This is a genomic window from Kitasatospora sp. YST-16 (assembly GCF_026802215.1).
Lineage (GTDB): Bacteria > Actinomycetota > Actinomycetes > Streptomycetales > Streptomycetaceae > Kitasatospora > Kitasatospora cineracea.
Genome location: NZ_CP113837.1, coordinates 2,021,367 through 2,034,589, shown reverse-complemented (window position 1 = coordinate 2,034,589; position 13,223 = coordinate 2,021,367). Strand labels below are relative to the sequence as shown.

Below are 13,223 nucleotides of genomic sequence, written 5' to 3'. Positions count from 1 at the left end.
CCGGCCCGTCGCGTCCCTACACCGGCGGCAGGGCCATCACCTGGTTGCCCTGGACGGCGATCAGCAGGTCCTCGCCGCCCGCCAGGTGCCAGGGCAGCTCGGCGCCCGCGTTGGTCTGGAACACCCAGCGGACCTTGTGGCCCACCACGTCGACCGCGTAGATGCCGTGCTCGGGGCTGGGCACGAACAGGGTGTCCCCGACCAGCACCGGGTTGGTGTCCATCGACACCTCGACGGGCAGCTCCAGGTGCCACAGCTCGGTGCCGTCGGCCGCGTTGAACGCCACCACCCGGGTCGGGGCGGTCGGGGTGAAGGTGGTGCCCTGGTAGGTCAGGGTCATGCCGCCGAGCACCGAGTACACGACGTGCTTGCCCGCCGCGGGCGGCGAGTACCACATGTGGGTCGAGCGGTCCGAGGTCTTCGCCCAGACCTGCTTGCCGTCGGAGACCCGCACCGCCTGGAGGCCGTTCGGGTCGACCGAGCAGAACACCAGGCCGTCCTGGAGCACCGGCTGGTAGGTCGAGCGCGAGTTGGTGGTGGCGAACCAGGTCTGGGAGCCGTCGGCCAGCGAGCGGGCGACCAGGTTCTCCTTGCTGTCGGTGTACAGCAGGGCGTCCGCGGTCAGGTCGGAGCTGACCGTGTAGTCGGCGGTCTGCTGGCGGTGCTGGTTCCACAGCATCGAGCCGTCCTTGCGGGACAGCGCCATGATGCCCTTGCCGGTCTTGGCGCCCATGTCGGGCACGCCCTTGTCGTCCAGCTGCAGGTACGAGCACATCGCGTACACGGCGCGGTCGTCGGCGTTCAGCACCATGTCCGAGGCGATCTGGGTGCCGTTCGGCTTCCCGCGCTCGGACCGGTACTTCCACAGCACGGTGCCGGTGGCGGCGTCCACCGTGATCAGGTCGGCGACCGTGCCGTAGCTGATGGTGCCGCCCGCGCAGGCCAGGTCGTAGGCCATCGCGTCCTTGGTGATCCACTTCTCCTTGCCGTCCGCCAGGTTCACCGCGACCAGGTCGGAGCTGCCCAGGTGCAGCAGGCCGGGGGAGAAGGCCATGCCGAGGCTGCCGACGTTGCTCTCGGCGGTCCGGTACGTCCACAGCGGGGCCGGCGGCATGCCCGGGGCGCGGGACGGGGCCGCGCTGGACGCGGCGGCGGGGGAGGCGCTGCCGGTCGGCGGGGCCGGGTCCGGGCCGGGGGCGGGCTTCGAGCCGCCGCTCAGCGCCCAGGCGGTCAGGCCGCCCGCGCCGGCCAGCACCGCCGCGCCGCCGCCCAGCAGCAGCGCCCGGCGGGACGGGCCGGGGCGCCCGGCGGGCGGGGCGGACCCGATCGGCTCGGTGGGGTGCCCGGCCTGCCCGGCGTCCGGGGCCGGGGCGCCGGGGGCGCGCAGGCGGACGGTGCCCGGGTCGGAGACCTCGGTGGGGGTGCGGACGGCCGGTGCGGCGGCGGGGCCCGAGCGCGGGTCGCCGGGGCGGACCGGGGCCTCCAGGTCCATCACCTCGGCGGCGCGGGTGGCGATGTCCGAGGCCAGCGCGGCCGGCAGCCAGCCGGAGCGGGCCGGGGCCACCGGCTCGCCCAGCAGCGCGCCGAGCCCGGCGGGGGAGGGACGGTCCGCCGGGTCCTTGGCCAGGCAGGCGGTGACCGCCGGGAGCAGCGGCCCGGGCACCCCCGACAGGTCGGGCTCGTCGTGCACCACCCGGTACAGCAGGGAGGCCGCGGACGGCGCCCCGCCGTCCTCGGCGTGGTCGAACGGGCCGTGGCCGGTGGCGGCGAAGACCAGCACCGAGCCGAGCGAGAACACGTCGCCGGCCGGGCCCAGCCGGCGCCCGGCGGCCTGCTCGGGGCTCATGAACCCGGGCGAGCCGACCACCACGCCGGTGGACGTCATCCGGTCGCCGTCCAGCGCCCGGGCGATCCCGAAGTCGATCACCCGCGGCCCGTCGGCGGCCAGCAGCACGTTGGACGGCTTGAGGTCGCGGTGCACCAGCCCGGCGGCGTGGATCGCCGCCAGCGCCTGGCCCAGGCCCACGCCCAGGGTGCGCACCGCCTCCACCGGCAGCGGCCCGTGGCCGCGCACCGCGTCGTCCAGCGCCGGGCCGAGCACGTACGCGGTGGCCAGCCAGGGCGTCGGCCCGTCCCGGTCGGCGTCCACCACCGGGGCGGTGAAGGTGCCGCCCACGGACTGCGCGGCGGACACCTCGCGGCGGAACCGCTCGCGGAAGTCGGCGTCCCCGGCGAGGTCGGCGCGGACCACCTTGACCGCGACGGTGCGGCCGCCGGCGGAACGGGCCAGGTACACCCGGCCCATGCCGCCGACGCCGAGTCTGGCCAGCAGCAGGTAGGGGCCGACCGACTCGGGGTCGGTGCGGTCGAGCGGTTCGAACGGCATCGCTCCGGTGCTCCCTCTGTTCGTCCGTGCGTCGGGCCGCTCGATGCTTCGCCCGGCGGTCCCGGCAGCGTACCGGCCGGGCCGCGGCCGGGTTCCGGCGCTCCCCGCCGCGGGTGCGAGGCCGCCGGGCGGGGCGGGGGCGCTTGATAGATTCGGCGGCGATCCGCACACCGACCGGGTGCGTGCGCGGGCGGTCCGAGGCCGCCCGGCGGGGGCGGCCGGGTCGGTCGCGCGGCGGAGTTCAGCAAGTTCAGTCGGGTGTGCAGCACTGCGCGGCCACCGGGGGGCGTAGATCTCTTGGGGTGCGTCCGCCGGGCGCGCCCCGCCGGATCCGGCCCTCCCGGGCGGGTCGGCGGCAGTCCAACGATGCACACCCCGGGAGCCCCCGAGACGGGGAGCTGGGAGGAAGTCCGATGACCGTCACCCTCGCCAAGGGCGGGAACGTCTCGCTGACCAAGGCCGCGCCGAACCTGACGCAGGTCCAGATCGGCCTGGGCTGGGACGCCCGGTCCACCACCGGCGCGCCCTTCGACCTGGACGCCAGCGCGCTGCTGTGCTCCGGCGGCCGGGTCCTCGGCGACGAGTACTTCGTGTTCTACAACAACCTGCGCAGCCCCGAGGGCTCGGTCGAGCACCAGGGCGACAACCTCACCGGCGACGGCGACGGGGACGACGAGGTGGTGCAGGTGCACCTCGACCTGGTGCCCACCCAGATCGACAAGGTCGTCTTCGCCGTCTCCATCTACGACGCCGACGCCCGGCTGCAGAGCTTCGGCCAGGTCTCCAACGCCTACATCCGGGTGGTCAACCTGACGGACGGCGCCGAGATCGCCCGCTACGACCTCTCCGAAGACGCGTCCAACGAGACCGCGATGATCTTCGGCGAGCTGTACCGCTACCAGGGCGAGTGGAAGTTCCGGGCCGTCGGCCAGGGCTACGCCTCCGGCCTGCGCGGCATCGCGCTCGACTTCGGCGTCAACGTCCAGTAACAGAACAGCAGTCACGTCCGGAATGGGTCGATTCCGGCAGCCAGAAAGGTAACTGACCCCGTGTTCCTCCGTACGTTCGGATGGTCCTTCGCCATCACGATCGCCGGCCTGATCGCCGCCGGCCTGATCTGGGGGGCCGAAGGATTCGGCGTCGTCCTGATCCTCTCGATCCTCGAGATCTCCCTGTCCTTCGACAACGCCGTCGTCAACGCCACCGTCCTCAAGCGGATGAACGCCTTCTGGCAGAAGATCTTTCTGACCGTCGGCGTGCTGATCGCGGTCTTCGGCATGCGGCTGGTCTTCCCGCTGCTGGTCGTCGGCCTCACCGCGCAGCTCAGCCCGGGCACCGTCATCGAGCTGGCGCTCGACTCGTCCAAGACCCACGACGGCCACACCTACGCCGAGTACCTGGACATGGCCAACCCGGCCATCGCGGCCTTCGGCGGCATCTTCCTGCTGATGATCTTCCTCGACTTCGTCTTCGAGGAGAAGGACTTCAACTGGCTGCGCTGGCTTGAGAAGCCGCTGGAGAAGATCGGCAAGCTGGACGCGCTCTCCTCGGTCGTCGCGCTGGTCGTGCTCGCGGTGTCCTCCCGGCTCTTCGCCGGTGACCGCGCCGAGACGGTGCTGCTGGCCGGCGTCTGCGGCCTCGCCACCTACCTGGCCGTCAACGGCCTGTCCGGGGTGTTCGAGTCCGGGCTGGAGGCACAGGAGGAGGCCGAGGAGGAGGCCGAGCGGACCGGCAAGTCGATCGTCCAGGTCGGCGGCAAGGCCGCGTTCTTCCTCTTCATCTACCTGGAGGTCCTCGACGCGTCGTTCTCCTTCGACGGCGTGGTCGGCGCGTTCGCCATCTCCCAGGACATCTTCCAGATCACCCTGGGCCTGGGCATCGGCGCCATGTACATCCGGTCGCTGACCGTCTTCCTGGTCCGCAAGGGCACCCTGGACGACTACGTGTACCTGGAGCACGGCGCGCACTACGCGATCGGCGCGCTGGCGCTGATCCTGCTCGCCTCGATCAAGTACCACGTCCCGGAGATCGTCACCGGCCTGATCGGCGTCGCCTTCATCGGCGCGGCGCTGGCCTCCTCGATGATCCGCAACAAGCGCCACCAGGGGCTGGAGGGCAGCGGAGCGGAACCCGAAGAAGTCGGGGCGGAGGGCTAGCGCCCGTCCGCCGCAGCACCGAAAAGCCGCGCCCACCGGGGGAGTTCCCGGCGGGCGCGGCTTTTCGGTGCTGCGGCGCGGCTCAGCCGAGCTGCTGCTCGATCGCCCGGAGCTTGCGCTCCAGCGAGTCCAGCTTCGGCATCGACAGGGTGTCCTCGTCCATCGTCAGGTCGATGGAGGAGGAGTACGAGGAGCCGTACGAGGAGGAGCCGCTCGACGCGTAGGACGACGAGGAGGAGCTGCCCGACGTGCTGCTGCCGGTCGACTCGACGGCGGCGCGGGGGCGGCGGCCGGCGTTCAGGGCGGCGGGCTCCAGGGCGGAGGCGCTCACCCGGTCGAGGGTGGTTTCCTCGGGGGCTAGGGCAGGCTCCGCTGCGGACGGGCCGTCGCTGCCGGCCGCGGCCAGCGCGGGCACCTCGCGGGCGTGCCGGGCCCGGCCCAGCACGCCGCCCTGGCGGGCGATCGCCTTCAGCTCGGCCCGCTCGCGGCGGTCGGCGCTGCGGGCGCGCAGCTTGGCGTCCATCTTGGCCTGCCGCTCCTCGCGGACCTCCTCGACCGCCTCGTCCAGGCTGCGGACGTTCTCCAGCAGCATCAGCGACCAGGCCGCGTACGTCTCGCGCGGGGCGCGCAGCCAGCGCACCACCCGGATCTGCGGCAGCGGGCGGGGCACCAGGCCCTGCTCGCGCAGCGCGGCCCGGCGGGTCTGCTTCAGCGCGCGGTCGAACAGCACGGCCGCCGAGATCGACATGCCGGCGAAGAACTGCGGGGCACCGTCGTGGGCACCGCCGCGCGGGGCGTGCACCCAGTTGAACCAGGCCGAGGCGACGGCGAACAGCCACACCAGCATCCGGGAACCGAGCGCCGCGTCACCGTGGCTGGCCTCGCGGACGGCGAGCACCGAGCAGAACATCGCCGCACCGTCCAGGCCGAACGGGACGAGGTACTCCCAGCCGCCGGACAGGTTCAGGTTCTGCTGGCCGAAACCGACCAGGCCGTGGAACGACAGCGCCGCGGCCACACCGGCACAGCAGAACAGCAGCACGTACGAGGCGCCGCCGTAGACGGCCTCCTTGCGGCGCCTGCGCTCCTCGCTGCGCTCCCAGGAGTCGCCGGACGCCGACTCGGCGGGCTTGTTGTTCTTGAAGCGCAGGAAGGCCACCAGGATGGCGGTGAACAGCAGGGCTGCACCGCCTACCACGGCCCAGACCAGCTGTATGGAGGAGAGGTTCATTGCGGGGAGGGCCTCGGCTTTCCGCAGGGCAGGGGGAAGAGAGGTGACGCACGGTACACCTGTGCGGAGAGACGATATCGCGTCCGAGGGGCAGGCATCGTACGGGAGTGACGAACCCTCTGCCAGCGGGGCGCGCCGAGGGGTTGACGTTGACTCAGCGCCCTCCGGGTGGGTATGGAGAGGTCGAGGACGGTATCAGTGCTGGGGGAGGACACGATGGTTTCGGTGTGGGAGTTCCTGAAGGGGGACCGCAGCGACAGCTTCGACACCGGAGGGCAGTTCAAGGTCACACTCACCAAGTCCCAGCCGCAGCACGCCATCACCGGCTCCGCGGCCACCACCGGCTACCTGTACATCAACCTGCACTGGTCGACCCGCACCGCCGACCGCCCCACCGTGGGCGGCGCGCTGCGCCGCTTCTTCGACCCGCGGATCCTGCGCCCGCTGGCGACGGCCGACACCGGGTCCGCGCCGGTCGGCGTCGACCTCGACCTGGCCTGCATGTACGAACTCGCCGACGGCACCCGGGGCGTGGTGCAGCCGCTCGGCCGGCTGTTCGGCGACCTCAACAAGCCGCCCTACATCAAGCTCTCCGGCGACGACGTGTCCGGCGCGCCCTCCGGCGAGACCATGCACATCAACCTGGAGAAGAAGGACCAGTTCAAGCGGCTGCTGATCTTCGTCTACATCTACGACGACACCCCGGCCTTCGACCGCACCCACGCGGTGCTCACCATCGTCCCGCAGAGCGGCCCGCGGATCGAGATCAAGCTCGACGAGCGCGCCCCGGCCGCCCGTTCGTGCGCGGTGGTGCTGATCGAGAACGACGGCGAGGGCAAGCTGACGATCCGCCGCGAGGTGCGGTACGTGCACGGGTTCCAGTCCGACCTGGACCGGCTGTACGGGTTCGGCATGCAGTGGGAGCGCGGGTACAAGACCCCGTCGGGGTCCGGTAGTTGACGGTTCGTCAGGCTGTGGCTGCGGTCGTGGCCGCGGCCGCGGGGTGGTGCGGCCGCGGGGCGCGGGCGGTCAGCGGGGCTGGAACTGCGGGCCCTGCGGCGGCAGGGCGAACGGGGCGCCGGACTGCTGGTGCTGCTGCGGGGGTTGCGGCTGCTGGGGCTGGGGCTGGGGCTGCGGGGGGTAGCCGTAGGGCTGGGGCTGTTGCGGCGGGTAACCGTACCCCTGGGCGGCGGCCGGCTGGGGGTAGCCGTAGCCACCGGGTTGCGGCTGCTGGGGCTGGGGCTGGGGCTGCTGCGGGGGCGGCGGGTAGCCGTAGCCCGGCTGCTGCTGGGGGTAGCCGTAACCGCCGGGCTGCGGGGCGGGTTGCGGCGGCTGCTGGGGCTGTTGCGGCGGGTAGCCGTAGCCGCCGGGCTGCGGTGCGGGCTGCTGGGCGTGGTGGACGGTCGGCGGCAGCGCGGGCGGGGGCGGCGGGGCGACCGGCGCGGCCGGGGCCCGGACCGGCCGGGGGTCGGCGGCGGGCTGCTCGGCGGCGGGCGTCGGCAGCGGGGTGGCCGGGGCGATCGTCCAGTCGTCCTCGTCGACCGGCAGCGGCGCGGCCGGGGGTCCGGCGGGCGACGGCTCGGCGGGCGACGGCTCAGCGGCCGGGCCGGGGAGGCGGACGTCCCCGCTGCGGTCGGTCAGGTCGACCGCGGAGTCGTTCGGGCCGGTGTTCCCGTCCTCGACGGCGATACCGAAGTCGGTGGCCAGCGCGACCAGTCCGTCCACGTAGCCCTGGCCGACCGCGCGGAACTTCCAGCCGCCGTCGCGGCGGTACAGCTCGGCGGCGACCAGCGCGGTGACCTGCTCGTCCTCGTCGATGGCGAACTCGGCCAGCGCGGGCGCGGCTTCGGGCGCGGCCGCGTCGAACAGCAGCACCCGCAGGTCGGGCACCGCGGGGAAGGCGCCGCCCTCCGCCGAGCCGGCCAGCACCACCCGGTCGACCTCGGGCGGCAGTTGCGCCAGGTCGATCTCCAGCGCGTCCCGCACCGTCCCGCCCGCGGCCTGCTTCGGCAGGTGCCGGACCAGGCCCGAGGGGTGCCGCGGCTGGTTGTAGAACACGAAGTCGGCGTCGTCGCGGACCTTGCCGTGGCCGGTCAGCAGCAGCGCCGAGGCGTCCACGTCCGGAATGCCCGGGGTGTCCGTCCACCGCAGGACGGCACGGACGGCGCCGGCCGTCAGAGGGATGTTGGCGCCCTTCGCCATCACGTGCGTCATAGCGCACCATCCTGCCGCCTGCCGGGGGCCCGGGACAACGCGGGGCGCGGCATCGGCGCGCCCCACCGGCGGGAACCCTCGGCGGGCCTCCCGGCGGGACCTCTCGGCGGGGCCGGCGAGGAGGCCGGTGGTGAGGCCGGTGGTGAGGCCGGTGGTGCGGTCCGCGGCGGGGCCGGTGGCGAGGTCGATGACGGGGCCGACAATCTTGCGAGAATTCGATGTTTCGAACTCTTTCGCCGAGGTCGTCCGGCCGTACGATGAACGGCCAACGGCCCGGATCGCTCCGCACCCCCGCGACGGCACCGGCGCTCCGGCGAACTTTCCGGCCGCGCCGACCGTCCCAAGGAGGGAGGGGCGTCAGCCGTTCCCGCCACCGGCGGGGCCCACCAGACCACAGCGGGAGAGCACCTTGCGCCACTTCGGGCATCTCGCGGACGACGTCCGCACCCGGCTCTTTCACGAGCAGCCCGCCGCCTTCGACCGCGACAGCGGGGCGTCCGTCCTCGCCACCGCGCTCGGCGCCACGCTCTACAGCCCCGCCACCCGGCCCACCCTGGCCCGCGACGTCCGCAAGCAGGCCGCCCGCGGCGTGGTCTCGATGGTGCTCTGCCTGGAGGACGCGATCGCCGACCACGAGGTCGACGGCGCCGAGCAGAACCTGGTCGCCCAGCTCACCGAACTCGCCGCGCAGGACGCCGACGCCGAACTGCCGCTGCTGTTCGTCCGGGTCCGGGCCGCCGAGCAGATCACCGACCTGACCGAGCGCCTCGGCCCCGCGCTGCGCCTGCTCAGCGGCTTCGTGGTGCCCAAGTTCACCGAGGACAGCGGCCTGCCCTTCCTGGAGGCGCTCACCGCCGCCGAGGAGCGCACCGGGCAGCGGCTGTTCGTCATGCCGGTGCTCGAATCGCCCGAACTCGCCCACCTGGAGAGCCGCCGCGAACAGCTGCACGGCATCGCCCGGCTGCTCGACAAGCACCGCGACCGGGTCCTCGCCGTCCGGCTCGGCGTCACTGACCTGTGCTCCGCGTACGGGCTGCGCCGCTCGCCCGACCTGACCGCCTACGACGTGGCCCTGGTGGCCGGCGTGATCGGCGACGTGGTCAACGTCCTCGGCCGGGCCGACGGCACCGGGCACACCGTCACCGGGCCGGTCTGGGAGTACTTCCCGCTGCACGAGCGGATGTTCAAGCCGCAGCTGCGCCGCACCCCGTTCGCCGAGGTCACCCCGCCCGCCGACGGGGTCCGGCAGCGGCTGATCGAGCACGACCTGGACGGGCTGATCCGGGAGATCGAACTCGACCGGGCCAACGGCCTGCTCGGCAAGACCTGCATCCACCCCAGCCACGTCGCCGCCGTGCACGCGCTGTCCGTGGTCACCCACGAGGAGCTGTGCGACGCCCGGGACATCCTGCAGCAGCACCGCGGCGGCGGCGGGGTCAGCCGCTCCGCGTACACCAACAAGATGAACGAGGCCAAGCCGCACCGGGCCTGGGCGGAGCGGGTGCTGCTGCGGGCCGAGGTGTTCGGCGTGGCCCGGGCCGAGGTCACCTTCGCCGAGCTGCTGTCGGCCTGCATCGGCTGAACGGCCTTCGTACGGACGGTTCCTGACGCCGGGTCAACCGATCGGCTGATGGGAGGGTCGGCCGGACGGCGCCGCGACCCTGGCCGGTCGGCCGATCCACGGGTCCCGGCGGGGCCCGTACGCTCGATGACGAACAGCGAACCGTGCGGGCGCGTGCCCGCGTCCGTCCCACTGGCACCACCAGCAGCATCAGTACCAGCAGCATCAGTACCAGCCGTACCAGCGCCAGCACCATCAGCACTGCCAGCACCGCCTTGCTCGTCGAGAGGAGCCCCGATGACTGCCGACACCGCCGGCACCGCCGCCCCCGGGCCCGTCGGGGCCGAACCCTGGACCGGCCAGTGGGTCACCGACCGGCTCGGCCTGCGCCTCACCGGCGGGCCAGAACTGACCGACCTGATCGGCCTCGCCCTGCGGGTCAACCCCAAGCGCGCCCACCTGCTGGTCTCCCGGGTGCTGGGCAAGCACGTCCCGCAGCGGCCCGCGGAGGTGCACGGCGCCGGGCTCGCGCTCGGCCGCCGGGTCGCCGAACTGCTCGGCCCCGAGGACGCCGCGCGCGCCGTCGTGCTCGGCTACGCCGAGACCGCCACCGCCCTCGGCCACAGCGTCGCCGACGGCCTCGACGCCCCCTACCTGCACTCCACCCGCCGCCCCGTCCCCGGCGTCGCCCCGCTCGGCGGCTTCGAGGAGGAGCACTCGCACGCCACCAGCCACCTGCTGCTCCCCGAGGACCCGCTGCTGCTGGCCGGGGACGGCCCGCTGGTGCTGGTCGACGACGAGTTCTCCACCGGCACCACCGTCCTCAACACCATCCGCTCCCTGCACGCCGCCCACCCGCGCGCGCACTACGTTGCCGTCGCCCTGGTCGACCTGCGCACCCCCGCCGACCGCGAACGGCTGCGCGCCGCCGCCGCCGAACTCGGCGCCCGCCTCGACCTGGTCGCCACCGCCGCCGGCGGCGTCGACCTGCCCGACGGCGTGCTGGACCGGGCCCGCGAACTGATCGCGGCCGCCCCCGCCCCGCAGCCCCCCGCCGGCCCGCCCGGCACCCTCGCCCGGCTCGACCTGCCCTGGCCCGCCGACCTGCCCGACGGCGGCCGGCACGGCTTCACCCCCGCCCACCGCCGCCGCCTCGACGCCGCCCTGCCCGCCCTCGGCACCGCCCTCGCCACCGCCGTCGGCCCCCGCCCCGGCCGGGTGCTGGTGCTCGGCTGCGAAGAGCTGATGTACGCCCCGCTCCGGCTCGCCGAAGCCCTCCAGCACGCCCTCCCCGACGCCGAGGTGCGCTTCTCCACCACCACCCGCTCCCCGGTCTTCGCCCTCGACGACCCCGGCTACGCCATCCGCACCCGCCTCGCCTTCGCCGCCCACGACGACCCCGCCGACCGCTCCACCGAGCGCTACGCCTACAACGTCGCCCCCGGCACCGACCCCGCCCGCCGATTCGACACCGTCGTCCTGGTCGTCGACGACCCCGCCGACACCCCCGCCCTGCACCACGGCCCCGCCGCCCTGCTGCCCGCCCTGCGCACCGCCACTGACCGGGTGCTGCTCGCCGTTCTCCCGTCGTACCGCCCCGCGCCACCCGCCCGACGCCCCGCTGCCCGAGCATGACCCCGTACCCGTCGAAGGCACCCCGCATGACCGCACACACCGCCCCGCCCACCACCCGCCCGCTGCACGGGCCGGCCTTCTCCAGCTACCCGGCCTCCGACGTCACCTGGCTGCTCAAGGACCTCTCCGGCGTCCACCTCGAAGCGCCCACCGAGGAGCGCGAGGAGGCCGTGCAGTCCGGCGGCGCCCACTACGCCGAGTCGCTGCCCGTCGAGTACCAGCCCAGCGCCGCCTACCAGCAGCTCTTCCACACCGCGCTGGAGGCCTCCGCGACCCGGCTGGCCACCGCCGTCGGCACCGTCGCCGAGACGCTGCTGCGCGAACGCGGCCCGCACCTGGTGCTCGCCTCGCTGGCCCGGGCCGGCACCCCCGTCGGCGTCCTGATCCGCCGCTGGCTCGCCCACGCCCACGGCCTCGACGTGCCGCACTACACCGTCTCCATCGTCCGCGGCCGCGGCATCGACCGGGTCGCCCTGCGCCACCTCGCCGCCCACCACCGCCCCGCCGACGTGGTCTTCGTCGACGGCTGGACGGGCAAGGGCGCCATCACCCGCGAGCTCGAACAGGCCCTGGCCGGCACCGGCTTCGACCCCGAACTCGCCGTCCTCGCCGACCCCGGCGGCTGCGTGCGCACCTACGGCACCCGCGACGACTTCCTGATCCCCTCCGCCTGCCTCAACTCCACCGTCTCCGGCCTGGTCTCCCGCACCGTGCTGCGCGCCGACCTGACCGGCCCGGACGAGTTCCACGGCGCCAAGTTCTACCGCGAGCTGGCCGGGGCCGACGTCTCCCGCCAGTTCGTCGACACCGTCGCCGCCGCCTTCCCGGCCGTCGCCGACGCCGTCGCCGCCGAGACCGCCCGGCTCGCCACCACCGACCGCACCCCCACCTGGGAGGGCTGGGCCGCCGTCGAACGGATCAGCGCCGAGTACGGCATCGACAGCGTCAACCTGGTCAAGCCCGGCGTCGGCGAGACCACCCGGGTCCTGCTGCGCCGCGTCCCCTGGCGGATCCTGGCCCGCCGCGGCGCCGGGGCCGACCTCGACCACGTCCGGCTGCTCGCCGACCAGCGCGGCGTCCCGGTCGAGGAGACCGACGACCTGCCCTACACCTGCGTCGGCCTGATCCACCCGCGCTACACCCGTGGCGCCACCGGCGCGGACGGCACCGCCGTCCACACCTGACCCTGCCCCCGAACGAAGGAGACCCCGCCCGTGCCGCAGTTCCTGGTCGCCAGCGACCTCGACCGCACCCTCGTCTACTCCAACCGCGCCCTCGCCCTGGACGTGCCCGACCGGCTCGCCCCACGGCTGCTCGCGGTGGAGGTGCACGACGGCAAGGCGCTCTCCTTCATGACCGAACAGGCCGCCGCCCTGCTCGCCGAGATCGCGGCCCTCGCCCCGGTCGTCCCCGTCACCACCCGCACCCGCGCCCAGTACGAGCGGATCCACCTCCCCGGCCCCACCGCCGACTGGATCCCCCCGTACGCGGTCTGCGCCAACGGCGGCCACCTCCTCGTCGACGGCGTCCCCGACCAGGACTGGCAGCGCGAGATCCGCACCCGCCTCGACGAGCGCAGCGCCCCGCTGCCCGAGGTCGTCGAACACCTCGCCCTGGCCGCCGACCCGGAGTGGACCCACAAGCGGCGGGTCGCCGACGAGCTGTTCGCCTACCTGGTCGTCGAACGGGCCGAACTCCCGCCCGGCTGGATCGAGAACCTCACCGCCTGGTGCGCCGAGCGCGGCTGGACGGTCTCCCTCCAGGGCCGCAAGGTCTACGCCGTCCCCGCCCCGCTCTCCAAGAGCGCCGCCCTGGAGGAGGTGCGCCGGCGCGCCGGCGCCCGGACCGTCCTGGCCGCCGGCGACTCGCTGCTGGACGCCGAACTCCTCCTCGCCGCGGACCTGGCCTGGCGGCCCGGGCACGGCGAACTCGCCGAGACCGGCTGGACGGCGCCGGACGTCACCGCCCTCACCGAGACCGGGGTGGGCGCGGGGGAGGAGATCCTCCGCCAGATGCTCAAGCACCTCGGCTGAGGGGAGG

General features: G+C 74.1%; 8 protein-coding genes and 1 pseudogene. 6 read left to right on the top strand and 3 right to left on the bottom strand.

Annotation, left to right across the window (positions count from 1 at the left end; translation table 11 throughout):
* Positions 1-16: 16 nt before the first annotated feature.
* Positions 17-2,386, bottom strand: coding sequence for a protein kinase domain-containing protein (locus OU787_RS09220; protein WP_268659062.1), 2,370 nt, complete (start codon positions 2,384-2,386; stop codon positions 17-19).
* A gap of 413 nt (positions 2,387-2,799) precedes the next feature.
* On the opposite strand from OU787_RS09220, the gene OU787_RS09215 reads away from it, so the two are divergent.
* Both OU787_RS09215 and OU787_RS09210 read left to right on the top strand, forming a co-directional pair.
* The gene (locus OU787_RS09215; RefSeq protein ID WP_030458551.1) at positions 2,800-3,375 is read left to right on the top strand and encodes a TerD family protein; all 576 of its coding nucleotides are present in this window, start codon (positions 2,800-2,802) and stop codon (positions 3,373-3,375) included.
* A gap of 60 nt (positions 3,376-3,435) precedes the next feature.
* On the top strand, positions 3,436-4,542 hold the full coding sequence (locus tag OU787_RS09210) for a DUF475 domain-containing protein (RefSeq protein WP_030458550.1): 1,107 nt from the start codon (positions 3,436-3,438) through the stop codon (positions 4,540-4,542).
* 82 nt (positions 4,543-4,624) lie between these two features.
* On the opposite strand, the gene OU787_RS09205 is transcribed toward OU787_RS09210, so the two are convergent.
* Complete coding sequence (locus OU787_RS09205) at positions 4,625-5,773, bottom strand: DUF2637 domain-containing protein (RefSeq protein ID WP_268659061.1); 1,149 nt, start codon at positions 5,771-5,773, stop codon at positions 4,625-4,627.
* A 216-nt stretch (positions 5,774-5,989) separates the two neighbouring features.
* Between OU787_RS09205 and OU787_RS09200 the strand changes: the two genes are divergently transcribed.
* Complete coding sequence (locus OU787_RS09200) at positions 5,990-6,733, top strand: TerD family protein (RefSeq protein ID WP_030458548.1); 744 nt, start codon at positions 5,990-5,992, stop codon at positions 6,731-6,733.
* Positions 6,734-6,802: 69 nt separating this feature from the next.
* Here the strand turns inward: OU787_RS09200 and OU787_RS09195 are convergent, their stop codons facing one another.
* Positions 6,803-7,987 carry a TerD family protein gene (locus tag OU787_RS09195; RefSeq protein ID WP_268659060.1) on the bottom strand — a complete coding sequence of 395 codons (1,185 nt, stop codon included), beginning with the start codon at positions 7,985-7,987 and terminating at the stop codon, positions 6,803-6,805.
* Positions 7,988-8,396: 409 nt separating this feature from the next.
* Here OU787_RS09195 and OU787_RS09190 point away from each other — a divergent pair, with 409 nt between their 5' ends.
* The 3 genes and pseudogenes from OU787_RS09190 (at position 8,397) to OU787_RS09180 (ending at position 13,216) form a co-directional block, all read left to right on the top strand.
* Complete coding sequence (locus OU787_RS09190) at positions 8,397-9,569, top strand: HpcH/HpaI aldolase/citrate lyase family protein (RefSeq protein WP_030458546.1); 1,173 nt, start codon at positions 8,397-8,399, stop codon at positions 9,567-9,569.
* A 276-nt stretch (positions 9,570-9,845) separates the two neighbouring features.
* Positions 9,846-12,367, top strand: a pseudogene (locus OU787_RS09185) (phosphoribosyltransferase).
* Positions 12,368-12,397: 30 nt separating this feature from the next.
* The gene (locus OU787_RS09180; RefSeq protein ID WP_268659059.1) at positions 12,398-13,216 is read left to right on the top strand and encodes an HAD family hydrolase; all 819 of its coding nucleotides are present in this window, start codon (positions 12,398-12,400) and stop codon (positions 13,214-13,216) included.
* The last annotated feature ends 7 nt before the right edge of the window (positions 13,217-13,223 follow it).

Bases quoted from the DNA above. Each gene is read 5' to 3' on its own strand.
- OU787_RS09220 (WP_268659062.1), bottom strand. From the start codon at position 2,386: ATGCCGTTCGAACCGCTCGACCGCACCGACCCCGAGTCGGTCGGCCCC.
- OU787_RS09215 (WP_030458551.1), top strand. From the start codon at position 2,800: ATGACCGTCACCCTCGCCAAGGGCGGGAACGTCTCGCTGACCAAGGCC.
- OU787_RS09205 (WP_268659061.1), bottom strand. From the start codon at position 5,773: ATGAACCTCTCCTCCATACAGCTGGTCTGGGCCGTGGTAGGCGGTGCA.
- OU787_RS09195 (WP_268659060.1), bottom strand. From the start codon at position 7,987: ATGACGCACGTGATGGCGAAGGGCGCCAACATCCCTCTGACGGCCGGC.
- OU787_RS09200 (WP_030458548.1), top strand. From the start codon at position 5,990: ATGGTTTCGGTGTGGGAGTTCCTGAAGGGGGACCGCAGCGACAGCTTC.